Below are 26,430 nucleotides of genomic sequence, written 5' to 3'. Positions count from 1 at the left end.
CTTTCGATGAATGCCGGTTCAGCCGAACGCCCGGCGGCCGCGGGAAGGCCTACGGGCCCGATGCGCTTGCCCCCGAGCGCGGCGCTCCGAGCGCAAGGCGTCGGGCCTGGAGGCCCTCCCACGGGCGCCTCCATCGCAGGCAAGGCCCCGCAAAAGAAAAGGGCCACACGTGGCGGCCCTTCCTCGCAGCGGGTGTCGCGCCGGCTCAGGCCGCGAACGCGCGCTGGCACCACTCCATGATCGGGTTCCAGGCGATGCCCAGCGCCAGCAGCGCCAGCGCGTTGACCCCGAACACCACCCGCAGCGGACGATCTTCGCTCGGCGGCGGCAGCTTGCCTTCGGGTTCGTCGAAGTACATCGCCTTGATCACGCGCAGGTAGTAGAACGCGCCGATCACCGCGAACACGATGCCGACGATGGCCAGCCACAGCATGTCGCCCTGCAGCGCGGCCTTGAGCACCGCCAGCTTGGCCCAGAAGCCCAGGAACGGCGGCAGGCCGGCCAGCGAGGCCATCACGCACAGGATCATGCCGGCCAGCCACGGGTTGCGCGCGTTGAGGCCCTTGTAGTCGTCGATCCGGTCGGCCTCGAAGCCGCGGCTGGACATGACGATGATCGCGGCGAACGCGGCCGAGGTCATGATCGCGTAGCTGATCGCATAGAACATCGCCGCGGCGAAGCCCTGCGCGCCGCCGCCGGCCATGCCGATGAACAGGAAGCCGACGTGCGACACCGTCGAGTACGCGAGCAGGCGCTTGAGGTTGGTCTGCAGCAGCGCGCTGAGGTTGCCGATCGCCAGCGACAGCACCGCCAGGCCGGCCAGCAGCAGGCGCCAGTGGTGGTCCAGCCCGTGCGCGCCGACTTCGAGCAGGCGGTAGGTCATGCCGAACGCGGCCAGCTTCGGCGCGGCGCCGATGAACAGCGTGATCGGGGTCGGCGCGCCCTGGTAGACGTCCGGCAGCCACATGTGGAACGGCGCGGCGCCGAACTTGAAGGCGATGCCGGCGACCACGAACACCACGCCGGTGATCAGCATCATCGACTTGGGACCGACCGAGGCGGCCACCGCGATCTGGTCGAGCATCAGGCTGCCGGTGGCGCCGTAGATCAGCGACAGGCCGTACAGCAGCAGGCCCGAGGCCAGCGCGCCGAGCACGAAGTACTTGATCGCCGCTTCCGAAGCCAGCGGGCTGTCGCGGTCGACCGCGACCAGCGCGTACGAACACAGCGCCAGCATCTCCAGGCCGACATAGACCATGGTCAGGCTGCCGGCGGAGACCAGGAACATCATGCCGGCGATGGCGAACAGCATCAGCACGCCGACCTCGCCCTTGTACAGGCCGCGCGCGCGCAGGTAGGGCCAGGCGTAGATCAGCGACAGGATGCCGACCACGCCGATGCCGAGCTTGAGCACGTCGGCGGCGGTGTCGCGTACGAACATGCCGCTGAGCACGCTGCCGTGCCCGCCCACGTCGAAGGCGATCAGCGCCGTCGCCGCCGCGACCACCAGGATCGAGAAGACGTGGGAGACGATGCGGTTTCGCTCCTCCACGAACAGGTCGAGCATCAGCAGCGCGAACGCGCCGACGACGACCACCAGTTCGGGCAGCAGGGGCATCACATCGGCGAAGGTCCGTACGGGCATGTTCATTAGTGAATCTCTTGGCGGATCCGGCCCGGTTGCGAGCCTTGTCTTAGAAACGAGCGCAGAGGAGCGAGACGTGAGTGGCGGGCTTCCGCGCTGTTCCCTGGCCCCTCACTTCTCGCTTCTACTCACTTCTGCGCGGGCAAGCCCGCGCGCTTACAGCTTGCTGGCGACGATCTGGGTGGCCAGATTGGCGATCGCCGGCTCCATCAGGTCGGTCAGCGGCTTGGGCCACACGCCCAGGACCAGCACGCCGACCGCGAACACGCCCAGCACCAGCGCTTCGCGCGGGTTGATGTCTTCCATCTCGGCGACGTGGGCGTTGCCGACCTCGCCCCAGATCACCCGCTTGACCAGCCACAGGGTGTAGCCCGCGCCGATGATCAGGGTGCTGGCCGCGGCGAAACCGATCAGCGGATGCTTCTGGAACGAGGCCAGGATCACCATGAACTCGCCGACGAAGCCCGAGGTGCCCGGCAGGCCCGAGTTGGCCATCGCGAACAGCACCACGAACGCGGCGAACCAAGGCATCACGTTGGCGACGCCGCCGTAGTCCTTGATCATGCGGCTGTGCATGCGGTCGTAGAGCACGCCGACGCAGGTGAACATCGCGCCGGACACGAAACCGTGGCTGATCATCTGCACCATCGCGCCCTGCAGGCCCAGGCGCGCGGCGTCGGCGCCGTGGGCGTCGCCGCTGTGGACCAGGCCGAAGGCGATGAAGGTGCCCAGGGTGACGAAGCCCATGTGCGAGACCGACGAGTACGCGATCAGTTTCTTCATGTCCTCCTGGACCAGCGCGACCAGGCCGACGTAGACCACCGCGATCAGGCTCAGGGCGATCACCAGCCAGGCCCACTCGTGGCCGGCGTCGGGCACGATCGGCAGGACGAAGCGCAGGAAGCCGTAACCGCCGATCTTCAGCATGATCGCGGCCAGGATCACCGAACCGGCGGTCGGCGCCTCGACGTGCGCGTCCGGCAACCAGGTGTGGACCGGGAACATCGGCACCTTGACCGCGAAGGCGATCAGAAAGCCGAAGAAGATCCACATCTGCTCGGTCGCGCTGAGCTGCAGGCCGTACATGTCGGCGATCTGCCAGCTGCCGCCCTTCAGGTACAGGTAGATCAGCCCGACCAGCATGAACACCGAGCCGAGGAAGGTGTACAGGAAGAACTTCACCGAGGCGTAGACGCGGCGCGGGCCGCCCCACACGCCGATGATGATGAACATCGGGATCAGCATGCCCTCGAAGAACACGTAGAACAGCATCGCGTCGAGGGCGGAGAACACGCCGACCATCAGGCCTTCGAGGATCAGGAACGCGGCGTAGTACTGGTTGACGCGCTTGTCGATCGAGGTCCAGGCGCTGATCAGCACCAGCATCGAGGTCAGCGTCGTCAGCGCGATCAGCGCCGCCGAGATGCCGTCCACGCCGAGGTGGTAGCGGATGTCGAAGGTCGGGATCCAGGCTTTGTGTTCGACCAGCTGCATGCTCGCGCTGGTGAAGTCGCCGTGGGTGAACATCAGCAGGCTCAGGCCGAGCGTGACGATGGCCACGACCAGGGCGAACCAGCGCGCCGCGTTGGCGCGTTGGTTGCCGAAAGCCAGGGTGGCGAAGCCGCCGAAGATGGGCAGCCAGATCAGGAGGCTAAGCAAGGGCACGGGGATCACGTTCGGTGTCCTTGTCGATTAGTGCCAGAACTTGATGACGACGGCGAGCAGAACGATCAGGCCGACAATCATCGCGAAGGCGTAGTGGTAGAGGTAGCCGGATTGGACGTGACGGGCCAGGTTGGCGATGAAGCCGACCACGCCGGCGCTGCCGTTGACCACCGCGCCGTCGATCAGCTTGGTGTCCACGACGCGCGAGGCCTTGCCGAGCTTGATGCCGCCGCCGGCGAAGCCGTCGATCCACAGGTTGTCCATGCCGTACTTGTTTTCCAGGATCCGGATCGGCAGCGCGAACAGCTTGGCCGCCTTGGCCGGCAGTTCCGGCTTCCACAGGTACATGACCGTGGCCAGGGCGAAGCCGCCGAAGGCCAGCCAGAACGCGGGGGCCATGAAGCCGTGCAGGGCGAAGGCGACCGGGCCGTGCCAGGCCTCCTTGGCCATCTCGGCGACGGTGTCGCGCTCGGGCAGCAGGTCGATCGCGCCGAGGAAGTACGGCAGCTGCTTGACGTGGCCGGACCAGTCGGTGCCGAACAGCATCGGGCCGGCGGTGAAGAAGCCGATCAGCACCGACGGGATCGCCAGCAGGATCAGCGGCAGGGTCACCACCCACGGCGATTCGTGCGGCTCGTGCGCGCCATGGTGGCCATGGTCGTCGTGGGCGTGATCGTGGTCGTCGTGCTTGCCGCCGTGATCGTCGTGGGCGTGCGCCGCATGATCGTCGTGGCCATGGCCGTGCTCGGCGTGCGCGTCGCGGAAGCGCTCCTTGCCGTGGAAGGTCATGTACAGCAGGCGGAAGCTGTAGAACGAGGTCACGAACGCGCCCAGCAGCACCGCCCAGTAGGCGTACTGCGCGACCCAGGTCGCGTGCTCGCCGTGGGCCACGTGCGCGGCCGCCTCGATGATGGTGTCCTTCGAGTAGAAGCCGGCGAAGAACGGGGTGCCGACCAGGGCCAGGGTGCCGAGCAGGCTGGTCCAGTAGGTGATCGGCATGTACTTGCGCAGGCCGCCCATCTTGCGCATGTCCTGCTCGTGGTGCATGCCGATGATGACCGAGCCGGCCGCCAGGAACAGCAGCGCCTTGAAGAAGGCGTGGGTCATCAGGTGGTACACCGCCGCCGAGTACGCCGACACGCCCAGCGCGACGGTCATGTAGCCCAGCTGCGACAGGGTCGAGTACGCGACCACGCGCTTGATGTCGTTCTGCACGATGCCGATCAGGCCGGTCCAGAACGCGGTGGTGGCGCCGATGAACAGCACGAAGTTCAGCGCGGTCTGCGACAGCTCGAACAGCGGCGACATGCGCGCGACCATGAAGATGCCGGCGGTCACCATCGTCGCGGCGTGGATCAGCGCCGAGATCGGGGTCGGGCCTTCCATCGAGTCGGGCAGCCACACGTGCAGCGGCACCTGCGCCGACTTGCCCATCGCGCCGATGAACAGGCAGATGCAGATCACCGTCGGCAGCGACCACACGATCGGATCGGCGCCGCCCCAGACGGTGATGGTGCGCTCGGCCAGGGTCGGGGCGTGGGCGAACACGGTGCCGTAGTCGAGCGAACCGGTCGCGCCCAGCACCGCGCCGATGCCGAGCAGGAAGCCGAAGTCGCCGACGCGGTTGACCAGGAAGGCCTTGAGGTTGGCGAACACCGCGGTCGGCTTCTTGAACCAGAAGCCGATCAGCAGGTACGACACCAGGCCCACCGCTTCCCAGCCGAAGAACAGCTGCAGGAAGTTGTTGCTCATGACCAGCATGAGCATCGAGAAGGTGAACAGCGAGATGTAGCTGAAGAAGCGCTGGTAGCCGTCGTCCTCGGCCATGTAGCCGATGGTGTAGATGTGCACCAGCAGCGAGACGAAGGTGACGACCACCATCATCATCGCGGTCAGCTTGTCGATCATGAAGCCGACGTGGGCCTCATAACCGCCGATCTGGAACCAGGTGTAGACGTTCTCGTTGAACGGTGCGGCGCCGTGGCCGACCAGCTGCCACAGCACGTACACCGACATCGCGCAGCTCGCCGCGACGCCGAGGATGGTGACGGTGTGCGAGCCGGCGCGGCCGATCTTGCGCCCGAACAGGCCGGCCAGGATCGCGCCGAGCAGCGGCGCGAGCACGATGGCGAGCAGGATGGACTTGGAGATTGCGGGTTCCATGCCGGATCAGCCCTTCATCGAGTCGATTTCGGCGACGTTGATCGTGCGCCGGTTGCGGAACAGCGTGACCAGGATGGCCAGGCCGATGGCGGCCTCGGCCGCGGCCACGGTCAGGATGAAGAACACGAACACCTGACCGGCCGGATCGGCCAGCTGGCGCGAGAACGCGACGAAGTTGATGTTGACCGCGAGCAGCATCAGCTCGATCGACATCAGCAGCACGATCACGTTCTTGCGGTTGAGGAAGATGCCGGCCACGCTGATGCAGAACAGCACCGCGCCCAGGGCGAGGAAGTGGCCGAGGGCGAGGCCCGCCCCGAAGAATTCGCTCACGGCTTGGGCTCCTGCGCCGCGTCCGCGGCCGGCGCCGGGTCGGCGGCGGGCTTGACGGCGTCCATCTTGATCATGCGGATGCGATCGGCGGCGCGCACGCGCGCCTGCTCGCTCGGGTTCTGGTGCTTGGCGCCCGGGCGGCGGCGCAGGGTCAGCATGACCGCGGCGATCACCGCCACCGTCAGGATCACCGCGGCGATCTCGAACGGCAGCAGGAAGTCGGTGAACAGCGCGGTGGCCAGCCACTTGGTGTTGGAGCCGCCCGCGGCGTCCGCGGTCAACGGCGCGGCGAGGCTGGCCTTGACCCCGATCAGGGTCAGCATCTCCACCAGCATCACCACCGCGACCAACAGGCCGACCGGCAGGTAGCGCACGTAGCCCTCGCGCAGCGGGGCGACGTCGATGTCGAGCATCATCACCACGAACAGGAACAGCACCATCACCGCGCCGACGTAGACCAGGATCAGGGCCACGCCGAGGAATTCGGCGCCGGCGATGATCCACACGCAGGCGACCGAGAAGAAGGTCAGCACCAGGCTGAGCGCGGCATGGACCGGGTTCTTGACGCTGATCACGGCCACGGCCGAAAGCGTGGCCATGGCGGCGAAGACGAAGAAGGCGATCTGGGCGAGATCCATGTCGTGTACTCAGCGGAAGGCGGCGTCGGCGGCGCGGCGCTCGGCGATCTCGGTCTCGAGACGGTCGCCGATCGCCAACAGCTGCGGCTTGGTGACGATGTTCTGTCCGCGCTGGTCGAAGTGGTACTCGTGGATGTGGGTCTCCACGATCGAGTCGACCGGGCAGGATTCCTCGCAGAATCCGCAGAAGATGCACTTGAACAGGTCGATGTCGTAGCGGGTCGTGCGGCGGGTGCCGTCCGCGCGCTTCTCCGAATCGATGGTGATCGCAAGCGCCGGGCACACCGCCTCGCACAGCTTGCAGGCGATGCAGCGCTCTTCGCCGTTGGGATAGCGGCGCAGCGCGTGCACGCCGCGGAAGCGCGGCGATTGCGGGGTCTTCTCCATCGGGTACATCAGCGTGTACTTGGGCTTGAACAGGTACTTGAGCGTCAGCCCGAGGCCCTGCGCGAGCTCGATCAGGAGCAGGCTCTTGAAATAGGAAACGATGCGATTCATGAGTTGCTCCGCCTCACTGTCCCGGCAGGAAGATGCCGTAGTACGACATCAACGCGACCACGACGATCCAGGCGATGGTCAAGGGGATGAATACCTTCCAGCCCAGACGCATGATCTGGTCGTAGCGATAGCGCGGGAAGGAGGCGCGGAACCAGATGAAGCAGCTGGCGAAGAAGAACACCTTCGCGAGCAACCACCACCAGCCGTCGACCGACAGGAACGGAATGCCCAGGCCCTGGAACGGGCTCAGCCAGCCGCCGACGAAGAAGATCGAGGTCAGGAAGCTGATCAGGATCATGTTCGCGTATTCGGCCAGGAAGAACAGCGCGAACGCCGAACCCGAATACTCGACCATGTGGCCGGCGACGATTTCCGACTCGCCCTCGACCACGTCGAACGGCGCGCGGTTGGTCTCGGCCACGCCGGAGATGAAGTAGACGACGAACAGCGGCAGCATCGGCAGCGCGAACCACTCCAGCGCGCCGGCGTTGCCCGACTGGGCCATGACGATGTCGGTGAGGTTGAGGCTGCCGGCGCCGACCATCACGCCGACCATGGCGAAGCCCATCGCGATCTCGTACGACACCACCTGCGCGGCGGCGCGCATCGCGCCGAGGAAGGCGTATTTCGAGTTCGACGCCCAACCGGCGAGGATGATGCCGTACACGCCCAGCGAGGTCATCGCCAGCAGGTACAGCAGGCCGGCGTTGGCGTTGGACAGCACCAGCTTGGCGTCGAACGGCACCACCGCCCACGCCGCGAAGGCCGGGGCCAGGGTCAGCAGCGGCGCCAGCTTGTACAGGAAGGACTCGGCCTTGGCCGGCTGGATCACTTCCTTGAACAGCAGTTTGAACACGTCGGCGAAGGCCTGCAGGATGCCCATGCCGACGTACATCGGCCCGTGGCGCACGTGCATCCAGCCGATCAGCTTGCGTTCCCATACCACGTAGAAGGCCACGGTGATGATCACCGGCATGGCGATCAGCAGGATCTTCAGCACGATCCACAGCACCGCGCCGACCATGCCCAGCGACAGGAACCAGTTGTGCAGCGGGTCGACCAGCTGGGTCATGAACATTCCGTCCGTCATGGCTTAGGCCCTCCCCGCCTGCACGCGGCCCGCGCCCAGCGGCGCGGTGGCGCCGTGGCCGCTTTCGATCCACACCGTGCCCGGCGCGACCTTGGCGCTGATCGCGACCGGCAGGGTCGCGGTGCCGGCGCCGGCGCCGAACTTGCCGACCATGCCGTCGCTGAAGTCCAGCGCGGCGGCGTCGGCCGGATTGAGCACGGCGCGCGGCTCGAGGTTGAGCGGGTGGGTCTGCAGCGCGGGCGCGCGGCGCACGGTGGCGTCGCTGCGGTAGATCGCGGTGGACACCGCGAGCTCGAGACCGCCCTCGCCCGCCACGTTCGGCGCGCGGCCGGCGGCCGGCGTCACCTGGCGCGGCGCGATGCTCGCGCGCAGGCCGGCGAAGTCGGTGAACTCGAAGCCCGGGACGCCGAGCTCGCCGCCGAGTGCGCGCAGCACGCGCCAGCCGGCGCGGGCCAGGCCCGGCAGCTTGCCGCCGGCGATGGCCTGCTGGTCGCGGCCGTCGAGGTTGGTCAGGGTCGCGTCGATTTCCGGCAGCGGCGCGATCGGCAGGATCACGTCGGCCACGGCCTTGGTCGAGCGGCAGGCGTAATGGCTGAAGGCCACCACCTGGGCCGCGCCGAGCGCGCGCAGGGCGCTTTCGGTATCGGCGAAATCCAGGCCCGGCTCGATGCCGTAGATCACGTAGGCGCTGCGCGCGTCGCTGAGCATCGAACCCGCGTCGCGCGCGCTCGGCAGCACGCCGTGGCGCGCCAGGCCGACCGCGTTGGCGCCCTGCGGGATGCGGCACAGCCTGGCGCCGGTGGCGTCGGCGAAGGCCTTGGCGGCAGCGCGGATCGCGGCCGCGTACGGGCCGTTCTCGGCCACGCCGCCCAGAATCAGCGCGACATGGTTGCCGGCCTTGGCGATCTCGCCCAGCGCGTCCTCGCCCAGCGCGGCGGCGAGCTGCGACGGCGCGACGATGCGCTTGCTGGCGATGTCGAAGGTGAAGTCGAAGTCGACCGGGTTGACCACGTGCACCTTGGCGCCGCGGGCGAAGGCCTTGCGCACGCGCTGGTGCACCAGCGGCAACTCGTGGCGCAGGTTGCTGCCGACGATGACGACCACGTCGGCCTGGTCGATCTCGGCGACCGGCATGGCGAAGGTCTCGGCCACGGCGGCGTCGGACAGGTCGTGCTGGGAAATGCGGTGGTCGAGGTTGCCGGTGCCCAGGGCCTGCGCCAGGCGCGCCAGCAGCGCGCCCTCTTCGTTCGAGGTCGCCGGATGCGCGAGCACGCCGAGGTTGTCGCCGCCGTTGTCGCGCAGGATCTTGGCGGCGCGGCTGAGCGCTTCTTCCCAAGAGGCTTCGCGCCACTCGCCGCCGTCCTTGACCAGCGGACGCTGGGCGCGGTCTTCCGCGTACAGGCCCTGGTGCGAATAACGGTCGCGGTCCGACAGCCAGCACTCGTTGACCGCTTCGTTGTCGCGCGGCACGGTGCGCAGCACGTCGCCGCGGCGCACGTGCAGGAACAGGTTGCTGCCGAGCGCATCGTGGTAGCCCAGCGACTCGCGCGCGGTCAGTTCCCACGGCCGCGCCTTGAACTGGAACACCTTGTTGGTCAGCGCGCCGACCGGGCACACGTCGATGACGTTGCCCGACAGTTCGGTGGTCAGCGGCTTGCCGTCGAAGGTGCCGATCTGCAGGTTCTCGCCGCGGTACATGCCGCCGAGCTCGTACGTGCCGGCGATCTCGGCGGTGAAGCGCACGCAGCGGGTGCACTGGATGCAGCGGGTCATCTCGGTGGCGACCAGCGGACCGATGTCCTCGTCGGGCACCACGCGCTTGCGCTCGGCGTAGCGGCTGACCGAACGGCCGTAGCCCATCGACACGTCCTGCAGCTCGCACTCGCCGCCCTGGTCGCAGATCGGGCAATCCAGCGGGTGGTTGGCGAGCAGGAATTCCATCACGTTGCGCTGCGACTTCAGCGCGCGCTCGTTGCGGGTGAACACCTTCAGGCCGTCCATCACCGGCGTGGCGCAGGCCGGCGACGGCTTCGGCGCGGCGCGGCCGCCGACCTCGGTGTCGACCAGGCACATGCGGCAGTTGGCGGCGATCGCCAGCTTGTCGTGGTAGCAGAAACGCGGGATCGGGATGCCGGCCTTGTCGGCGGCATGGATGATCATCGAATTCTTCGGCGCGGCCATCTCGACGCCGTCGATGAAGACGGTGACGTGGTCGGGCGGCAGGTTCGGATTTACGGGCTGCGCGCTCATGCCGCCACCTTCTTCTCAACCACGGTGCCAGCGGCCTGGTCGTCGACCAGGAAGCGCTTGTTGACGATCGCGTACTCGAACTCGTCCCAGAAGTGGTGCAGGAAGCCCTGCACCGGCCACGCGGCGGCTTCGCCGAACGCGCAGATGGTGTGGCCTTCGATCTGGCCCGCGGCGGCGCGCAGCATCTGCAGGTCTTCCAGGGTCGCCTGCTGCTCGGCGATGCGGGTCAGCATGCGGTACATCCAGCCGGTGCCTTCGCGGCACGGCGTGCACTGGCCGCAGCTTTCCTTGAAATAGAACCGGGCGATGCGCTGGCAGGCGCGGACCATGCACGCGGTCTCGTCCATCACGATGACCGCGCCCGAGCCGAGGCCGGAACCGGCCTTCTGCAACGAGTCGTAGTCCATCGTGCATTCCATGATCGTCGCCGCCGGCAGCACCTTCATCGAGGAGCCGCCCGGGATCACCGCCTTGAGCTTGCGCCCTTCGCGCATGCCGCCGGCGAGCTGCAGCAGTTCGGAGAACGGCGTGCCGAGACGGATCTCGAAGTTGCCCGGGTTGGCGACGTGGCCGGACACCGAGAAGATCTTCGGGCCGCCGTTGTTGGGCTTGCCGAGCCCTGCGAACCATTCCGCGCCGTTGCGCAGGATCGCCGGCACCGAGGCGTAGGTTTCGGTGTTGTTGATCGTGGTCGGCTTGCCGAACAGGCCGAAGTTGGCCGGGAACGGCGGCTTGAAGCGCGGCTGGCCCTTCTTGCCTTCCAGCGACTCCATCAGCGCGGTCTCTTCGCCGCAGATGTAGGCGCCGGCGCCGAGCGCGCCGTAGATGTCGATGTCCACGCCGCTGCCGAGGATGTCCTTGCCCAGCCAGCCGTGCTCGTAGGCTTCCTTCAGCGCCTGCTCGAAATGCTCGAACGGCTCGTGATGGAACTCGCCGCGCAGGTAGTTGTAGGCCACGGTCGAACCGGTGGCGTAGCAGGCGATCGCCATGCCCTCCACCACCGAGTGCGGGTTGAAGCGCAGGATGTCGCGGTCCTTGGCCGTGCCCGGCTCGGATTCGTCCGAGTTGCACAGGATGTACTTCTGGGTGCCGCTGCCCTTGGGCATGAAGCTCCACTTCAGGCCGGTCGGGAAGCCCGCGCCGCCGCGGCCGCGCAGGCCCGAGGCCTTGACCGCGTTGATGATCTCGTCCTGCGGCGTCTTCTCGCTGAGGATCTTGCGCAACGCGCTGTAGCCGCCGGTCTTGAGATAGTTCTCGTACGACCAGGGCGTGTCGTAATGCAGCGTCGTGTAGACGACCTGGTGCTCCTGCGGAGCCGGGCCGACCGGGCCGTAGCCCTTGGAATAATCGTGGTGACCGTGCGCCATCTCGCCCGACCTCACTTCAGACCGTCGAGCAGCTCGTCGACTTTCGCCGCGTCGAGCTTCTCGTGGTAATGACCGTTGACGACGACCACCGGCGCGCCGCAGCACGCGGCCAGGCACTCTTCCTCGCGCTTGAGGAAGACCCGGCCGTCGGCGGTGGATTCGCCGAGCTTGCAGCCCAGCTTCTTCTCGGCGTGCGCGACCAGGTCCTGCGCGCCGTTGAGCCAGCAGCTGATGTTGGTGCAGAAGGCGACGTTGTTGCGGCCGACCTTCTGCGTCTCGAACATCGAATAGAAGCTCGCCACCTCGTACGCCCACACCGGCGGCAGGCTCAGGTACTTGGCCACCGCGGCGATCAGCTCGTCGGTCAGCCAACCGCCGTTCTGCTCCTGCGCCGCGTGCAGGCCCTGCAGCACCGCCGACCGCTTGCGGTCCGGCGGGAACTTGGTCAGCCAGTGATCGATGTGCGCGCGCGTCGCTTCGGACAACGCCACCATCGGATCGACGTGCTGTGCGGCCTCGAAATTGCCTGTCGCCTTCATTTCTTCTTTCCTCTGCGACCGCGCGCCCCCGGCGCCCGGTCTGGGACAAACCTTCAGTGCGGCAAGATCAGCGATCGATCTCGCCGAACACGATGTCGTAGGTGCCGATCATCGCCACCACGTCGGCCAGCATGTGGCCCTTGACGACCTCGTCCATCGACGAGAGGTGGGCGAAGCCCGGCGCGCGCAGCTTCACCCGGAACGGCTTGTTGGCGCCGTCGGAGACCAGGTAGCAGCCGAATTCGCCCTTCGGGGCTTCCACGGCGCAGTAGGTCTCGCCGGCCGGCACGCAATAGCCTTCCGAGAACAGCTTGAAGTGGTGGATCAGCGCTTCCATGTCGTCCTTCATCTCCTCGCGCTTGGGCGGGGCGACCTTGAAGTTGTCGACGATCACGGGGCCGGGGTTGGCGCGCAGCCACTTCACGCACTGCTTGATGATGCGGGTGGATTCGCGCATCTCGGCCACGCGCACCAGGTAGCGGTCGTAGCAGTCGCCGTTGACGCCGACCGGGATGTCGAAGTCGACCTCCGCGTACTTGGCGTAGGGCTGCTTCTTGCGCAAGTCCCAGGCGATGCCGGAGCCGCGGATCATCGGGCCGGTCATGCCCCAGGCCAGGGCCTGTTCGGGCGAGACCACGCCGATGCCGACGGTGCGCTGCTTCCAGATGCGGTTTTCGGTCAGCAGCGTCTCGTATTCGTCGACGCGCTTGGGGAAGTCGTCGGCGAACGCGTCCAGGTAATCGAGCATCGAGCCTTCGCGCCACTCGTTGAAGCGCTTGAGGCCGGCGCCCTTCTTCCAGGGCGATTCCTTGTACTTCGGCATCCGGTCCGGCAGGTCGCGGTAGACGCCGCCAGGACGGTAGTAGGCCGCGTGCATGCGCGCGCCGGAGACCGCCTCGTAGCAGTCCATCAGCTCTTCGCGCTCGCGGAAGGCGTACAGGAACACCGCCATCGCGCCCAGGTCGAGCGCGTTGGAACCGACCCACATCAGGTGGTTCAGGATGCGGGTGACTTCGTCGAACAGCGTGCGGATGTACTGCGCGCGCACCGGCGCCTCGATTCCCAGCAGGGTCTCGATCGCGCGCACGTAGGCGTGCTCGTTGCACATCATCGACACGTAGTCGAGCCGGTCCATGTAGCCGATCGACTGGTTGAACGGCTTGGACTCGGCGAGCTTCTCGGTGCCGCGGTGGAGCAGGCCGATGTGCGGATCGGCGCGCTGCACCACTTCGCCGTCCATCTCCAGGATCAGGCGCAGCACGCCGTGCGCGGCCGGATGCTGGGGACCGAAATTGAAGGTGTAGTTGCGGATCTCGGCGTTGTTGAGGCCGGAGGTGTTGAGGTTCACCAAGGGCATGTCGCTGGCGGGGTTGCTCATCTCACTTCACCTCGCGCTGCGACTGCTCGCCCTGCGCGGTCTGGTAGCGCGCGTCCTCGCGGATCACGCGCGGCACGCCGACGCGCGGCTCGATCGACACCGGTTCGTACACCACGCGGCGCTTTTCGGCGTCGTAGCGCACTTCGACGTTGCCGATCAGCGGGAAGTCCTTGCGGAACGGATGGCCGACGAAACCGTAGTCGGTGAGGATCCGGCGCAGGTCCGGGTGGCCTTCGAAGACGATGCCGTACAGGTCGAAGGCTTCGCGCTCGAACCAGTTGACGCCCGGGTGCACCGAGGTCAGCGACGGCACCACCGGCAGGTCGTCGTTCGGCGCGAACGCCTTCAGGCGCACGCGCGCGTTGTGCTGGTACGACAGCAGGTGGGCGACCGCGGCGAAGCGGCGCGCGGGCCGGGCGTCTTCGGCGCCGTTGGGCTCTTCGCCCCAACGGAAGCGGCCGGCGCTCTTGCCCTCCACGCCGCGCGAGAAACCTTCCGAGGACACGTCGGTGTCCCACTCGTCGCTGCCGTAGGTCAGGTAGTCCACGCCGCTGACGTCCACGCACTGCTCGAAGCCGAGTTCGTCGCGCAGGATGCGCGCGGCTTCCAGGAACTGGTCGTGGGCGACTTCCAAAGTAATTTCGCCGCGCGGTTGCGCGACGACGATGGCGGCCTGCGGGAAACGCGCGTCCAGGCGCTGGGCGAGATCGGCCGGGCTCATTCGCGCACACCCTGCTTGGCGTCGCCGAAGTTGGTGCCGCGGCGGATCTTGCGCTGCAACTGCAGGATGCCGTAGACCAGCGCCTCGGCGGTCGGCGGGCAGCCCGGCACGTAGACGTCGACCGGCACCACGCGGTCGCAGCCGCGCACCACCGCATAGGAATAGTGATAGTAGCCGCCGCCGTTGGCGCAGCTGCCCATCGAGATGACCCACTTCGGGTCCGGCATCTGGTCGTAGACCTTGCGCAGCGCCGGGGCCATCTTGTTGACCAGGGTGCCGGCCACGATCATCACGTCGGACTGGCGCGGCGACGGGCGGAACACCACGCCGTAGCGGTCCAGGTCCAGACGCGCGGCGCCGGCGTGCATCATCTCGACCGCGCAGCAGGCCAGGCCGAAGGTCATCGGCCACATCGAGCCGGTGCGCGCCCAGTTCCACAGGGTGTCGAGATTGGTGGTGACGAAACCCTGCTGCAACAGCGGGTTCTCGCCCTCGGGGCGCAGGATGTCGTCCAGGCGGCCTTCCGGCAACGGGTTGTGCATCAACCCGGACACGGTTTGGATCACTCCCATTCGAGCGCTCCCTTCTTCCAGACGTAAACGAAGCCGAGCAGGAGCATGCTGGCGAAAATGCCCATCTCGATCAGGCCGACCACGCCGAGATCTCGGAACACGGTGGCCCAGGGCACGATGAAGATGATTTCCAGATCGAAGATGATGAACTGGATGGCGATCAGGTAGTAGCGCACGTCGAACTGCATGCGCGCGTCTTCGAAGGCTTCGAAGCCGCATTCGTACGGAGACAGTTTCTCCGCGGTCGGGCGCTTGGGCCCGAGCACATTGCCTACTACCAACAGGGCGACGCCGATACCGCTGGCGACGATCAGGAACAACAGAGTCGGCAGGTATTCGGCCAGCACGCGGTGTTCTCTCGGCTACTTGTTCGGCTACATGGGGGCGCGTGTCACGCGAACCCTTGGCTTGGCGCCGCGGCGCCCAGTCGTCCGGACGCGCGGAGCGGCCCGCCGTGCGTGCCGCACCTGCGTACCGTGGTGCGAATTGCTTGTCTTGCTCGTCTACTGCTTGTCTAAAGCATCGACATCGCAGACATCGGACTTGGATGTTGCTGGGTTGGATGTGGTGCCCAAAGGGGGACTCGAACCCCCACGACCTAAGTCGCTACCACCTCAAGGTAGTGCGTCTACCAATTCCGCCATCTGGGCATTGCCAACCTACTTCCGCCATCCTGGCCCGGCATTGCGGGGAACCCGCGCCGCCCTAGGTCATCGCTGACCTGCCCTGCCGTCCGGGCGGGGCTGAAACTCTATTTTAACCTGTTTATCTCAGCCGCCGTTAGCCGGCTGTTTTGCCGGGACTGCCGGCTGCGCCGGCGCCTGCTGCTGCGATGCCGGGGCGGCGGCCGGAGCCGGCGCCGAAGGCACCGCGCCGGCGGGCGCGGCATTGTTGGCCGGAGCCGTCGCCGGGGCGGCCGCGGGCGCCTGCGGCACGCCGCTGGCCGGAGCCTGCGGAATCGCGCTGGGCGCGGCGGCCGGAGCCGCGGCGGGCGCGGCCGGAGCCGGCTGCTCGCTGACGCGGCCCATCACGCCCAGGTCGGGCTTGCCCAGCTGGGCCGGCGCGATGCGGCTCGCCTGCCAGGCCATGAACAGGCTGATCGCGAAGAACGCGACCGCCAGCCACTTGGTCGACTTGGACAGGAAGTTCGACGAACCGCGGGCACCGAACACGGTCGCCGAGGCGCCGCCGCCGAAGCCCGAGCCGGCCTGCGCACCCGCGCCGCGCTGCATCAGGATCAGCGCGATCATCGCGATCGCGATCAACACATAGATGACGTTGAGGAACAACAGCATCGTTCGGATTCTTCGCTCAGTGACAGCTCGTTACGACCGTCGGCGGGCGGCGGAGTTCGCCGCTCGTCGCGATCAGGGCGCCGCCGCGGCAGCGATGGCGTTGAAGTCGGACGCGACCAGGGAGGCCCCGCCGACCAGGCCGCCATCGACGTCGGGCTGGGAAAACAGCGCGGCGGCGTTGTCGGCTTTGACGCTTCCGCCGTAAAGGATCGGAAGCGAGCCAGCGATTCTAGCATCCTGCGCGGCGATTTCGCTACGGATGAATGCGTGGACCTCCTGCGCCTGCTCCGGCGTGGCGGTGCGGCCGGTACCGATCGCCCAGACCGGCTCGTAGGCGACCACGGCGCCGTCGAGGGCGGCCACGCCCAGCAGCGACAGCACCGGCGCCAGCTGTTCCTGCAGGCGCCACTGGGTCTTGCCGTCCTCGCGCTCTTCCAGGGTCTCGCCGACGCACAGGATCGGCACCAGGCCGGCGTCGCGGGCGGCGGCGAACTTGCGCGCGACCAGCTCGCTGCTCTCGCGGTGGTACTGGCGGCGCTCGGAGTGGCCGACCAGGCCGTAGACCGCGCCGACCTCCTTGAGCATCGCCGCGGAGACTTCGCCGGTGTAGGCGCCCTTGACGTTGCTGCTGACGTCCTGCGCGCCGAAGCCCAGGCCGCGTTCGCCGTAGTGCTCGACCAGTTCGCCCAAGTACGGCAGCGGCGGCAGGATCACCCGCTCCACCCCGGGCGGCGGGGTCTGGGCGGCGACCTCGTCGAGCAGGTCGAAGGCGAATTCGCGGCTGCCGTGCAGCTTCCAGTTTCCGGCGACGATCCTGCGGCGCATGGTTTCTCCGTTGATGCGTGGACGGGCGCAGTCTAACGGCTGGGCGCGATCAGCGGAACGCAGCCGCGCCGCGACGCTTGCGCGCCGCCGGCGCGCCCATACCTCTGCAACTCCCCCCGCTTGCGCAGCACGCCCATGCTCGTCCGCAGTTTTCCGCCGATGGAAGTCCCCGGCGCCCGCGCGCTGATCCTCGGCAGCATGCCCGGCGCCGCCTCGCTCGCGGCCGGGCGCTACTACGCGCACCCGCACAACCGGTTCTGGCCGATCATGGGCGAACTGGTCGGCGCCGGCCCGGCGCTGGAGTTTCCGCAGCGGGTCGCGGCGCTGGCCGCGGCCGGGATCGCGCTGTGGGACGTGCTGGCCCAATGCGAGCGCGAGGGCAGCCTGGATTCGGCGATCCGCGACGACACCGCGGTGGCCAACGATATCGCCGGCTTCCTGGCCCGCCATCCGCAGGTCGGCACGATCCTGTTCAACGGCGCCAAGGCCGAGCAGGCCTTCCGCCGCTTCGTCGCCCCGACCCTGGCGCGGCCGGAGCTGAGCCTGGTCCGGTTGCCTTCGACCAGCCCGGCCAACGCCTCGCAGGGCGCGGCGATGAAGCTGGACGCCTGGCGTCAGGCGCTGGGCGCGGCCGGGGTGCGTTTGCGCGAGGGGTGAGGCTCCGGCGCGAGGCCGACGCCCCGCGGTCGCGGCTCGCGCCGCTCCTACAGCCAGATCGCCAACCGCCGAAGCCCCGGGCGCGGCGCAAGTCGCGACCCGCCACGACGAAATCCACTGCGCCAGCGTCGCCTCGACGGCGATCCCCGCAGCCAAACCGAGTCCGCCGCGCTGATTCGCCGGCCACCGCTGTTGCGCCTGCGCAACACTTCGACCCCGCTGCGCCCCCGGCTTTTCGCCCGAAACCCTTGCCGCACCTGCACCGCAGCCGTCCCAGAGCGCGCTGCGACGACCTCGGCGCCGAACCGCTCCATCGCCGCGGCCTGTCCTGCCCTGCGCGACCCCGGCGTTTCCTGGGGTGGCCGCCCGCCAAGGGCCGCCTACCCCGCCGAACCGCCCGCCTTGCGCGGGATGCAACCGGTCCGCACTCGCCTGTACGAGTCGGCCCGGCGTTCGTCCGGAAGCCGTCCGCGCCGCCACGGATCGAGGCGCGCGACGGCGCTGCGCCGACGATCCATCCGTCGCCCATGGAGCGATACCTCAAGGAGTTTTCGACATGAAGCCGCACCGCACCGCCTCGCACCGCCTCCCCCGCCGCCTCGCCGCTGTCGCCGGCCTGGCCCTGCTGACCCTGGCCGGCGCCGCCAGCGCCGGCGAAACCGTGATCCGCACCGCCCACGGCGACGTCGCCGCGCTGGACGCGCCCAAGCCCGGCAGCGCCGCCGCGGCCAAGGCCGCCCAGGCCGCGCCGTTCGCCACTGCGCGCCAGCGCGCCGCGGTCAAGCCGCTGGTCTGGGAAACCCGCGGCGAAGCCGCGTCCCCGGCCGCGCTCAAGGCGCTGGACGCGCCGACCGGCCCGGCCGCCAGCGCGCCCGGCGGCAGCGCCCCGGCGTTCAACAACTACCTCGCCCGCCAGCACTTCCCGCAGGTGTGGAACAAGCTCGAAGCGCTGGACGCGCAAAAGGGCGCCGCGCCGGCGGCGGCGCTGGGCGGCGAGAAGGACGGCGCGCACTACGCCTACACCCGCTTCCCCGGCAACTACTACACCAGCCAGTGGAAGGCTTCGCCGTGGAACAAGATCGGCAAGCTGTACTTCAACACGCCCGGCGGCGGCAGCTCGTACTGCACCGCGCAGGTCTCCAGCGGCACCAACGTGCTGACCACCGCCGCGCATTGCGTCTACACCTTCGGCTCGGGCTGGAACTCCAACTTCGTGTTCGTGCCGGCCGAGCGCTACGGCGAAGCGCCGTACGGCAAGTTCGGCTGGAGCACCGCGCGCGTGCCGACCAACTGGATCAGCCAGGGCACCCGGCGCTGGGACGTGGCGGTGATCAAGCTCACCGGCGAGCAGACCACCGGCATCCCGGTGATCAACTACGTCGGCTGGCTCGGCCGCGCCTGGAACCAGCCGTATTCGCTGTACACCTACTCGCACGGCTATGCCAGCAACCTGAGCACGCAGTACACCAACATCTGCGCCGGCCAGACCTACGACTCGCCGTCGGAAGGCACCAACGTCGTCGTGCAGGGCTGCGACATGACCTACGGCGCCAGCGGCGGCGCGTGGCTGATCAACTACACGCCCAATTCCAACGCCGGCAACCAGGTCAACAGCGTCGTCAGCGGCCCGCACATCGGCGCGTTCGGCACGGCGTGGGTGGGCGCGCGCTTCAACGACGACAACATCGTGGCGTTGTGCACGGCGATCGGCTGCTGAGAGCCGGGAATGGGGAATAGCGCTCGCGCCTGAGCTGGCGACCGCGATGCCCCCGGAAAAGAAAAAGCCCGCCGAAAGGCGGGCTTTTTTTTGCTCTCGACTCTTCCCGATTCGCGGCTTACTTGAGCTTGATCTCGCGCAAGCGCTCTTCCAGGTAACCCTGGGCGGTGATCGGCTCGGGATAGCGCTTGGGGTTGTCGGCGGTGATCGTCGAGGGCAGCACGTCGATCACGAAGTCCGGGTTCGGGTGCAGGAAGAACGGGGTCGAGTAGCGCGGCTGGCGCGCCTGTTCGCCCGGCGGGTTGACCACGCGGTGGGTGGTCGACGGGTACACGTGGTTGGTCAGGCGCTGCAGCATGTCGCCGATGTTGACCACGATGGTGTCGGCGTCGGCGGTGAACGGCACCCACTCGCCCTGGCGCGACTTCACTTCCAGGCCGGCGGCGCTGGCGCCGACCAGCAGGGTGATCAGGTTGATGTCCTCGTGCGCGCCGGCGCGCACGTTGGGGATGTCGTCGGCGGTGATCGGCGGGTAGTGGATCGGGCGCAGGATCGAGTTGCCCGAGTCGGTCTTGTCGGCGAAGTAGTGCTCCGGCAGGCCGATGTGCAGGGCCAGCGCGCTGAGCACGCGCGAACCGAGGCCGTCGAGGGTGGTGAACAGGCCGTAGGCGACGTCCTTGAACTCGGCGATCTCGCTCGGCCACAGGTTCGCCGGCATGTCCGCGGCGTACTTGGAGTCGCGCGGGATCTCGCGACCGACGTGCCAGAACTCCTTGAGATCGAAGTGCTTGGAGTCCTTGGCGGTCTCCACGCCGAACGGGGTGTAGCCGCGGGCGCCGCCGCCGCCGGGCACGTGGTACTGGCGCTTGACCTCGTCGGGCAGCGCGAAGAAGCGCCTGAACACGTCGTAGGCGCGGTCGATCTGCTCGTCGCTGATGCCGTGGCCGCGGATGCCGGCGAAGCCCCATTCGCGGTAGGCCGCGCCGAGTTCGGCGACGAAGGCCTCGCGGTCGGTGTCGAAACGGCGGATGTCGAGGGTGGGAATCTGACTCACTGGGCGTTCCTGTCTGGTCTGTCTTTTCGAGTTGGGCGCTATCTTCGCTCAAAGCCGGCCCGCACGCGCGTTCGCGACCCTGGGGCGACCATCCAGGCACCTGCGGCGGCCTCTGCCGGCACACCCGCGCGCGCCCAGGCTGAACGGCCGGCAGCGCGCTTCAGCTCGCCGCCGCACGCCCGCCGTCCGGCGGTGTTCCAGGGCTTTATTACACGCTAAAGTCGCCGCCCGTCCGGCCCGCTTGCGACCCGCCCCCGGTCCGCCCCACCTCGAGAACCGCCCTCCGAATGGACGTACCCGCCGCCCGTCCCGCCTTCCAGGCGCGCCGCGCCCTGGCCTGGCTGACCGGGTTCATCCTGACCAACGCCGTCGCCGCGGTCGCCATCGCCGCGCTCAACATCCCCTTCGGCCACCTCGCCGAGCACTGGAAGGCGGCGCTGTTCCTGACCCTGGCCCTGCCCGGCCACTTCGTCTTCTTCGGCGCCCTGCTCGGCCTGCTGCCGCTGCTGCTGGGCTGGCTGACCCGGCGCAACGGCGTCATGACCGCGGCGGCGGTGATCCTGCAGGCGGCGTGGATCTGCCTGTTGGTCACCGACGCCAAGGTGTTCGCGCTGTACCGGTTCCACCTCAACGCGATGGTCGCCAACATGGTGTTCGGCGGCGCCATGCAGGACCAGGTGGTGTTCTCCGCCGGCACCTGGGCGCTCATCGCGCTGGCGGTGGCGCTGGTGCTGGCGCTGGAAATCGCCGCGGCGTGGCTGTGGTGGCGCGCGCTGCGCCGGCGCCCGGGCCTGACCGCGATCGTGCGCGCGTGGTGGCTGGCCGCGGCGGTGATGCTGTTCGGCCAGGCGATGGTCGCCTACTACGACGCGCGCGGCGACCGCACGGTGCTGTCGCAGCTGCCCTACATCCCGTGGGCGCAACCGATCACGCTGAAGGATTCGCTGCAGCGCTTCGGCGTCAAGAGCGACCCCGACGCGCGCATGCCCAGCGCCGGCGAAGGCCTGCTGCAGTATCCGCGCAAGCCGCTGGACTGCGACAAGACGCCCAAGCTCAACGTGGTGGTGATCCTGCTCGAATCGCTGCGCCACGACGCATTGAACCCGCAGGTGATGCCCAACACCTGGCGCCTGGCCCAGCGCTCGCAGTGGTACGACGACCACTACAGCTCCGGCAACGCCACCCGCTTCGGCCTGTTCGGCCTGCTCTACGGCCTGCCCGGCGGCTACTGGCACCCGATGCTGGCCGAGCAGCGCGGCTCGGCCTTCATCGGCCAGATGAAGAAAGACGGCTATGCGATGCACATCTACGGCAGCGCGCCGCTGTACAACCCCGAGTTCGACCGCACCGTGTTCTCCGAGGTGCGCGACCGCCTGGTCAACGGCCCGAGCGAACGCCACAGCGCCGAGCGCGACCTGGCGATCCTGCGCGGCCTGCAGCGCGACATCGCCGCGACCCCGGCGCCGCAGCGCTTCTTCGGCTTCGTGTTCCTGGACTCGACCCACCAGCCCTACTACATGCCCAAGGGCTACCCGCCGCTGTTCCAGCCGATGGCGCAGTCGATCAACCCGATCGACTTCGGCCCCGACCACGATCCGCTGCCGGACTTCAACCGCTACCGCACCGCCGCGCACTACGCCGACTCGCTGATCGGGCCGTTCCTGGACGCGCTGCAGGCCGGGCCGTTCGCCGACGACACCGTGGTGGTGGTCACCGGCGACCACGGCGAGGAGTTCAACGACCTCAAGCAGAACTACTGGGGCCACAACGGCAACTTCTCCGACTACCAGCTGCGCACGCCGTTCGTGCTGTATTGGCCCGGCAAGGCCGCGCAGAAGATCGGCCACGTCACCTCGCACGAGGACCTGGTGCCGACGCTGATGAAGCACGCGCTGGGCTGCCGCAACGACAGCGCCGATTACAGCACCGGGCGCGACCTGTTCGGGCCGGCCGCGCCGAACCGGCCGCTGCTGGTGGAGAGCTGGTCGCAGCGCGGCATCCGCCAGGGCGACCGGATCTACCTGTTCGACAACTACGGCGCGGCGACCGTGGTCGACCGGCGTTACCGGCCGATGCCCGGGGCGAAGGTGGACCCGGCGGCGGTGAGCCAGTCGTGGGAGATGCTGACGCGGTTCCAGCAGCGTTGATCGGCGCGTCGGTCCGCCGCCGTCCGAATTGCGCGACGGCGTTGCGGCCTACGTCGTCGTTCGGTTGCGGCGGTCGCGGCTTGCGCCGCTCCTACAGGAAGCATCGGGCGGATTCGTGGTGGCTTTGCTCCCTGTAGGAGCGGCGCGAGCCGCGACCGAAGCAATGAAACGCCGGCGGACGATGGAGATCCTGCGTTCAGGGCCGCCGCCGGCCGGATGACGCAACGGCGTCGAGGCGTGCGTCGTCGTTTCGTTGGCGCGGTCGCGACTCGCGTCGCTCCTGCAGGCAGCTTCCGGCAGAAACGACGAAGGCCGCCCGCGCGGCCTTCGTCTTTACCGCAGGGCGGGACCGCTCAGACGGCCGCCTTCACCGCCGCCGACAGCGCATCGAGCGTGTCCTGCATCAGTTTCGCGTCGTCGGCTTCCACCGTCACCCGCACCACCGGCTCGGTGCCCGAGGGACGCAGGAACGCGCGGCCGCGGCCGGCGACCGCGGCTTCGGCCAGCTTCAGCGCCTCTTTCACCGACGCGGCTTCGGTCGGCTTGCTCGTGCCCTCGAAGCGCACGTTGACGGTCTTCTGCGGCACCCGCTGCAGCCCGGCCAGGGCCTCGCGCAGCGACAGCTTGCGCCGCGCCAGCACTTCCAGCACCTGCAGCGCGCTGACGATGCCGTCGCCGGTGCTGGTGCGGTCCAGGCACAGCAGGTGGCCGGAGGCTTCGCCGCCGAGCATGCCGCCGTGCGCCATCAGCTGCTGGTGCACGTAGCGGTCGCCGACCTTGGCGCGGATGAAGCCGATGCCGCGCTGCTCCAGCGCGCGCTCCAGGCCGTAGTTGGTCATCAGCGTGCCGACCACCGGGCCGCGCAGGCGGCCGCTGTCCTGCCAGTCGGTGGCGAGGATGTAGAGCAGGTCGTCGCCGTCGCAGATGCGGCCTTCGCTGTCGACGAACATGACCCGGTCGCCGTCGCCGTCGAAGGCGATGCCCAGGTCCGCGCCGCTGCTCCTGACCTTCTCGACCAGGGTCTGCGGATGGGTCGAGCCGACCCCGTCGTTGATGTTGAGGCCGCTGGGATCCACGCCGATGGCGTCGACCCGCGCGCCCAGTTCGCGCAGCACCAGCGGGCCGACCTGGTAGGTGGCGCCGTTGGCGCAGTCCAGCGCGATGCGCAGGCCGCTGAGGTCGAAACCGCGCGACACCGAGCCCTTGCAGGCTTCCAGGTAGCGGCCGATGGCGTCGCGGGTGCGCACGGCGCGGCCCAGGCGTTCGGACTCGACCGTGCGGAACGGCTGCTCCAGCGCCGCCTCGATCGCCAGCTCGGTGTCGTCGTCGAGCTTTTCGCCGTCGGCGGAGAAGAACTTGATGCCGTTGTCGTAGTGCGGGTTGTGCGAGGCGGAGATGACGATGCCGCCGTCGGCGCGCAGCGAGCGGGTCAGGTGCGCGACCGCCGGGGTCGGCATCGGGCCCATCAGCTGCACGTCCACGCCGGCGGCGACCAGGCCGGCCTCGAGCGCGGCCTCGAACATGTAGTTCGAGATGCGGGTGTCCTTGCCGATGATGACCATCGGGTTGCGCCAGTCGCGGCGCTGCAGCGCGTGGCCGTAGGCGTTGCCCAGGCGCAGGACGAAGTCGGCCGAGATGGCGCCCTCGCCGACGCGGCCGCGGATGCCGTCGGTGCCGAAGTATTTGCGGGTCATGGGTGTTGGATTCGGAATTGGGGAGTGGGAATTGGCGCGTTGCGGCCCGGCGCCGTCTCGGCGCCTGCGGGGGATCGCCGCGCGGCGAGTGTGCCGCAAGCCGCGCGCGCTTCGGCGGCGCGCGGCTGAACGCCGCCGCGTTGCGCTGCCGCGCTCACAGTTCCCGCGGCCGCGCTCGCGGATTCGGACTGCGGGAGCGGCAAAAACGGCAAAAGCGACGCGACCGGCGCGCCCGCGCCGACCGCATCGCTTTCGCGCATGCCCGATCCCAAATCCGCGATCCCGTGCCGAAGCGGCTCAGGCCGCTTCGACATCGTCCTCGGGCTGCGGCTGCTTCATCATCATCGCCAGCAGGTGCGAGATGCGGTCGCGCATTTCGCGGCGGTCGCAGATCTGGTCGACGGTGCCGTGCTCGAGCAGGAACTCGCTGCGCTGGAAACCGTCCGGCAGCTTTTCGCGCACGGTCTGTTCGATCACGCGCGGGCCGGCGAAGCCGATCAACGCGCCCGGCTCGGCCAGGTTGAGGTCGCCGAGCATCGCGAACGAGGCGGTGGTGCCGCCGAAGGTCGGATGGGTCATGACCGAAACGAACGGCAGGCCGGCGGCGCGCATGCGCCCCAGCGCGGCCGAGGCCTTGGCCATCTGCATCAGCGAGAACAGGCTTTCCTGCATGCGCATGCCGCCGCTGGCGGCGAAGCAGACCATCGGCACGCCGTCGGCGACGGCGCGCTCGGCGCCGCGGGCGAAGCGCTCGCCGCTGACCGAACCCATCGAGCCGCCCATGAAGGCGAAGTCCATCGCGCTGACCACCAGCGGGCGCTGCTTGAGCGTGCCGGCCATCGCGACCAGCGAGTCGCGCTCGCCGGTCGCCTTCTGCGCGGCCTTGAAGCGCTCGGAATACTTCTTCTGGTCCTTGAACTTGAGCACGTCGACCGGGCTCAGTTCGGCGGCGATTTCCTGGCCGCTGCCGGCGTCGAGGAACGCGCTCAGGCGCGCACGCGCGCGGATCGGCATGTGGAAGCTGCACTTGGGGCAGACCTCGAGGTTTTCCTCGAGTTCGGGACGATAGAGCACGGCGCCGCAGCGTTCGCACTTCTCCCACAGGCCCTCCGGGACGCTGCGGCGCTTGGCCGCGCCGGTCTCGGTGCGGATGCCGGACGGCATGAGTTTCTTGAGCCACGACATGCGTTGGGATCTTCCTGTTGTAACGGGCGGAGGACGGATCGGCAGTGGATCGGATGCGCCGCGCCGGTGCCGTCCCGACGGGGCAGTCTAGCGCAGCGGGCCGGACGCCCCGGCCGCCGCTGTTCAGCCGCGCGGATCAGCCGGCGTCGAGCGCCGCGCGCAGCGGCGCGAGGAAATCGCGCGCGGCCTGGGCCGCGGCCTGCGCCGAGTCCGCCTGCGCCAGCACCGCGACCAGCGCGCTGCCGACCACGACGCCTTCGGCTTCGCGCGCCATGGCCGCGGCGCTGGCCGCGTCCTTGATGCCGAAGCCGGCCACCACCGGCACCGAGGCGCGTTGGCGGATGCGGTGCAGGCGATCGTTGGCGGCGCCGGCGTCGAGCCGGTCGGCGCCGGTCACGCCGGCGAAGCTGACGTAGTAGAGATAGCCCTGCGCGCCGTCGCACAGCAGCGCCAGGCGTTCGTCGGTGGTGGTCGGCGAGGCCAGCAGGATCAGCGCCAACCCGGCCTGGGCGAAGGCGGCGCGCAGTTCGGCGGCCTCTTCCGGCGGCAGGTCGACCAGCAGCACGCCGTCGACGCCGGCGGCGACCGCATCGGCGGCGAAACGCTGCGCGCCGCGGATCTCGATCGGGTTGAGGTAGCCCATCAGCACCACCGGCGTGTCGGCGTCGCCCTGGCGGAACTGGGCCACCGCCTGCAGCACCCAGCCCAATCCGGCGCCGCGCGCGATCGCGCGCTCGGAGCTGCGCTGGATGGTCGGGCCGTCGGCCATCGGATCGGAGAACGGCACGCCGAGTTCGACCACGTCGGCGCCGGCCGCGACCAGCGCGTGCATCGCCGGCACGGTCGCTTCCAGCGACGGGTCGCCGGCGGTCAGGAACGGGATCAGCGCCTTGCGGCCGGCGGCTTGCAGCTGTTGGAACTTGGCGTCGATGCGGTTCATGGGCGAAAGGCTTTTGCTTTTAAGCCCGTCTCCCGCATGCGGGAGAGGGGTTGGGGT

Annotated in this window: 23 protein-coding genes and 1 tRNA gene; 3 read left to right on the top strand and 21 right to left on the bottom strand. The window is 68.7% G+C overall.

From position 1 onward, the window contains the following. Positions 1 to 205: 205 nt before the first annotated feature. From nuoN to tpiA, 17 genes are all read right to left on the bottom strand, one after another. Complete coding sequence (gene nuoN / locus BLV01_RS14935) at positions 206 to 1,651, bottom strand: NADH-quinone oxidoreductase subunit NuoN (protein WP_091801139.1); 1,446 nt, start codon at positions 1,649 to 1,651, stop codon at positions 206 to 208. Positions 1,652 to 1,801: 150 nt separating this feature from the next. Next, complete coding sequence (locus tag BLV01_RS14930) at positions 1,802 to 3,319, bottom strand: NADH-quinone oxidoreductase subunit M (protein ID WP_091801135.1); 1,518 nt, start codon at positions 3,317 to 3,319, stop codon at positions 1,802 to 1,804. Positions 3,320 to 3,337: 18 nt separating this feature from the next. Then, positions 3,338 to 5,473, bottom strand: a complete 2,136-nt coding sequence (gene nuoL, locus BLV01_RS14925; RefSeq protein WP_091801133.1) for an NADH-quinone oxidoreductase subunit L — start codon at positions 5,471 to 5,473, stop codon at positions 3,338 to 3,340. Positions 5,474 to 5,479: 6 nt separating this feature from the next. Next, on the bottom strand, positions 5,480 to 5,806 hold the full coding sequence (gene nuoK / locus BLV01_RS14920; RefSeq protein WP_091801131.1) for an NADH-quinone oxidoreductase subunit NuoK: 327 nt from the start codon (positions 5,804 to 5,806) through the stop codon (positions 5,480 to 5,482). Further along, positions 5,803 to 6,444, bottom strand: coding sequence for an NADH-quinone oxidoreductase subunit J (locus tag BLV01_RS14915; RefSeq protein WP_091801129.1), 642 nt, complete (start codon positions 6,442 to 6,444; stop codon positions 5,803 to 5,805). Before BLV01_RS14915 ends, nuoK begins: the two co-directional genes overlap by 4 nt. Before the next feature lie 9 nt (positions 6,445 to 6,453). Beyond that, positions 6,454 to 6,942, bottom strand: a complete 489-nt coding sequence (gene nuoI, locus BLV01_RS14910; RefSeq protein WP_057947332.1) for an NADH-quinone oxidoreductase subunit NuoI — start codon at positions 6,940 to 6,942, stop codon at positions 6,454 to 6,456. 13 nt (positions 6,943 to 6,955) lie between these two features. Beyond that, positions 6,956 to 8,014, bottom strand: coding sequence for an NADH-quinone oxidoreductase subunit NuoH (nuoH, locus tag BLV01_RS14905; protein ID WP_057950073.1), 1,059 nt, complete (start codon positions 8,012 to 8,014; stop codon positions 6,956 to 6,958). Between the two features lie 21 nt (positions 8,015 to 8,035). Next, positions 8,036 to 10,282: an NADH-quinone oxidoreductase subunit NuoG gene (gene nuoG, locus BLV01_RS14900; protein ID WP_091801127.1), complete on the bottom strand. Its 2,247-nt coding sequence runs from the start codon at positions 10,280 to 10,282 to the stop codon at positions 8,036 to 8,038. Continuing rightward, entirely contained in the window at positions 10,279 to 11,649 is a 1,371-nt protein-coding gene (gene nuoF / locus BLV01_RS14895) for an NADH-quinone oxidoreductase subunit NuoF (RefSeq protein ID WP_091801125.1), read from the bottom strand. Before nuoF ends, nuoG begins: the two co-directional genes overlap by 4 nt. 11 nt (positions 11,650 to 11,660) lie before the next feature. Further along, positions 11,661 to 12,188 carry an NADH-quinone oxidoreductase subunit NuoE gene (gene nuoE / locus BLV01_RS14890; protein ID WP_091801123.1) on the bottom strand — a complete coding sequence of 176 codons (528 nt, stop codon included), beginning with the start codon at positions 12,186 to 12,188 and terminating at the stop codon, positions 11,661 to 11,663. A gap of 67 nt (positions 12,189 to 12,255) precedes the next feature. Further along, a complete protein-coding gene (locus tag BLV01_RS14885; protein ID WP_074867817.1) occupies positions 12,256 to 13,545 on the bottom strand; it encodes an NADH-quinone oxidoreductase subunit D in 1,290 nt (429 codons plus the stop codon). A gap of 22 nt (positions 13,546 to 13,567) precedes the next feature. Next, positions 13,568 to 14,287 (bottom strand): NADH-quinone oxidoreductase subunit C, encoded by a 720-nt coding sequence (locus BLV01_RS14880; RefSeq protein WP_091801121.1) that lies wholly within the window; start codon positions 14,285 to 14,287, stop codon positions 13,568 to 13,570. After that, complete coding sequence (locus tag BLV01_RS14875; RefSeq protein ID WP_057947327.1) at positions 14,284 to 14,859, bottom strand: NuoB/complex I 20 kDa subunit family protein; 576 nt, start codon at positions 14,857 to 14,859, stop codon at positions 14,284 to 14,286. The genes BLV01_RS14880 and BLV01_RS14875 overlap by 4 nt, the downstream gene beginning before the upstream one ends. After that, entirely contained in the window at positions 14,850 to 15,206 is a 357-nt protein-coding gene (locus BLV01_RS14870; RefSeq protein ID WP_057947326.1) for an NADH-quinone oxidoreductase subunit A, read from the bottom strand. Before BLV01_RS14870 ends, BLV01_RS14875 begins: the two co-directional genes overlap by 10 nt. Positions 15,207 to 15,424: 218 nt before the next feature. Continuing rightward, positions 15,425 to 15,509: transfer RNA gene (locus BLV01_RS14865), tRNA-Leu, on the bottom strand. A gap of 120 nt (positions 15,510 to 15,629) precedes the next feature. Then, complete coding sequence (gene secG / locus BLV01_RS14860) at positions 15,630 to 16,154, bottom strand: preprotein translocase subunit SecG (protein ID WP_091801118.1); 525 nt, start codon at positions 16,152 to 16,154, stop codon at positions 15,630 to 15,632. Positions 16,155 to 16,226: 72 nt separating this feature from the next. Further along, a complete protein-coding gene (gene tpiA, locus BLV01_RS14855; protein WP_091801116.1) occupies positions 16,227 to 16,979 on the bottom strand; it encodes a triose-phosphate isomerase in 753 nt (250 codons plus the stop codon). 135 nt (positions 16,980 to 17,114) lie between these two features. On the opposite strand from tpiA, the gene BLV01_RS14850 reads away from it, so the two are divergent. Beyond that, entirely contained in the window at positions 17,115 to 17,636 is a 522-nt protein-coding gene (locus BLV01_RS14850; protein ID WP_091801114.1) for a DNA-deoxyinosine glycosylase, read from the top strand. A 556-nt stretch (positions 17,637 to 18,192) separates the two neighbouring features. Beyond that, on the top strand, positions 18,193 to 19,353 hold the full coding sequence (locus BLV01_RS14845; RefSeq protein ID WP_091801112.1) for a trypsin-like serine peptidase: 1,161 nt from the start codon (positions 18,193 to 18,195) through the stop codon (positions 19,351 to 19,353). Between the two features lie 118 nt (positions 19,354 to 19,471). On the opposite strand, the gene BLV01_RS14840 is transcribed toward BLV01_RS14845, so the two are convergent. Further along, positions 19,472 to 20,407, bottom strand: coding sequence for an isopenicillin N synthase family dioxygenase (locus BLV01_RS14840; protein WP_091801110.1), 936 nt, complete (start codon positions 20,405 to 20,407; stop codon positions 19,472 to 19,474). 287 nt (positions 20,408 to 20,694) lie between these two features. Between BLV01_RS14840 and BLV01_RS14835 the strand changes: the two genes are divergently transcribed. After that, entirely contained in the window at positions 20,695 to 22,554 is a 1,860-nt protein-coding gene (locus tag BLV01_RS14835; protein ID WP_091801107.1) for a DUF3413 domain-containing protein, read from the top strand. Between the two features lie 353 nt (positions 22,555 to 22,907). On the opposite strand, the gene glmM is transcribed toward BLV01_RS14835, so the two are convergent. The 3 genes from glmM to trpA form a co-directional block, all read right to left on the bottom strand. Further along, positions 22,908 to 24,248, bottom strand: coding sequence for a phosphoglucosamine mutase (gene glmM / locus BLV01_RS14830; RefSeq protein WP_091801105.1), 1,341 nt, complete (start codon positions 24,246 to 24,248; stop codon positions 22,908 to 22,910). Positions 24,249 to 24,545: 297 nt separating this feature from the next. Next, positions 24,546 to 25,433 carry an acetyl-CoA carboxylase, carboxyltransferase subunit beta gene (gene accD / locus BLV01_RS14825; RefSeq protein WP_091801103.1) on the bottom strand — a complete coding sequence of 296 codons (888 nt, stop codon included), beginning with the start codon at positions 25,431 to 25,433 and terminating at the stop codon, positions 24,546 to 24,548. Between the two features lie 136 nt (positions 25,434 to 25,569). Further along, positions 25,570 to 26,373 (bottom strand): tryptophan synthase subunit alpha, encoded by an 804-nt coding sequence (gene trpA, locus BLV01_RS14820; RefSeq protein WP_091801101.1) that lies wholly within the window; start codon positions 26,371 to 26,373, stop codon positions 25,570 to 25,572. Between the last annotated feature and the right edge of the window lie 57 nt (positions 26,374 to 26,430).

The organism is Lysobacter sp. yr284 (assembly GCF_900107375.1).
Lineage (GTDB): Bacteria > Pseudomonadota > Gammaproteobacteria > Xanthomonadales > Xanthomonadaceae > Lysobacter.
Note: the sequence above shows the minus strand (reverse complement) of the source record. Positions and strands in the feature narration are given on the sequence as shown.

Excerpts from the sequence above, each read along its gene's own strand:
- nuoN (WP_091801139.1), bottom strand. The coding sequence starts at position 1,651 with ATGAACATGCCCGTACGGACCTTCGCCGATGTGATGCCCCTGCTGCCC.
- nuoL (WP_091801133.1), bottom strand. The coding sequence starts at position 5,473 with ATGGAACCCGCAATCTCCAAGTCCATCCTGCTCGCCATCGTGCTCGCG.
- BLV01_RS14915 (WP_091801129.1), bottom strand. The coding sequence starts at position 6,444 with ATGGATCTCGCCCAGATCGCCTTCTTCGTCTTCGCCGCCATGGCCACG.
- nuoI (WP_057947332.1), bottom strand. The coding sequence starts at position 6,942 with ATGAATCGCATCGTTTCCTATTTCAAGAGCCTGCTCCTGATCGAGCTC.
- nuoH (WP_057950073.1), bottom strand. The coding sequence starts at position 8,014 with ATGACCCAGCTGGTCGACCCGCTGCACAACTGGTTCCTGTCGCTGGGC.
- nuoG (WP_091801127.1), bottom strand. The coding sequence starts at position 10,282 with ATGAGCGCGCAGCCCGTAAATCCGAACCTGCCGCCCGACCACGTCACC.
- nuoF (WP_091801125.1), bottom strand. The coding sequence starts at position 11,649 with ATGGCGCACGGTCACCACGATTATTCCAAGGGCTACGGCCCGGTCGGC.
- nuoE (WP_091801123.1), bottom strand. The coding sequence starts at position 12,188 with ATGAAGGCGACAGGCAATTTCGAGGCCGCACAGCACGTCGATCCGATG.
- BLV01_RS14885 (WP_074867817.1), bottom strand. The coding sequence starts at position 13,545 with ATGCCCTTGGTGAACCTCAACACCTCCGGCCTCAACAACGCCGAGATC.
- BLV01_RS14880 (WP_091801121.1), bottom strand. The coding sequence starts at position 14,287 with ATGAGCCCGGCCGATCTCGCCCAGCGCCTGGACGCGCGTTTCCCGCAG.
- BLV01_RS14875 (WP_057947327.1), bottom strand. The coding sequence starts at position 14,859 with ATGGGAGTGATCCAAACCGTGTCCGGGTTGATGCACAACCCGTTGCCG.
- secG (WP_091801118.1), bottom strand. The coding sequence starts at position 16,154 with ATGCTGTTGTTCCTCAACGTCATCTATGTGTTGATCGCGATCGCGATG.
- tpiA (WP_091801116.1), bottom strand. The coding sequence starts at position 16,979 with ATGCGCCGCAGGATCGTCGCCGGAAACTGGAAGCTGCACGGCAGCCGC.
- BLV01_RS14850 (WP_091801114.1), top strand. The coding sequence starts at position 17,115 with ATGCTCGTCCGCAGTTTTCCGCCGATGGAAGTCCCCGGCGCCCGCGCG.
- BLV01_RS14845 (WP_091801112.1), top strand. The coding sequence starts at position 18,193 with ATGAAGCCGCACCGCACCGCCTCGCACCGCCTCCCCCGCCGCCTCGCC.
- BLV01_RS14835 (WP_091801107.1), top strand. The coding sequence starts at position 20,695 with ATGGACGTACCCGCCGCCCGTCCCGCCTTCCAGGCGCGCCGCGCCCTG.
- glmM (WP_091801105.1), bottom strand. The coding sequence starts at position 24,248 with ATGACCCGCAAATACTTCGGCACCGACGGCATCCGCGGCCGCGTCGGC.
- accD (WP_091801103.1), bottom strand. The coding sequence starts at position 25,433 with ATGTCGTGGCTCAAGAAACTCATGCCGTCCGGCATCCGCACCGAGACC.
- trpA (WP_091801101.1), bottom strand. The coding sequence starts at position 26,373 with ATGAACCGCATCGACGCCAAGTTCCAACAGCTGCAAGCCGCCGGCCGC.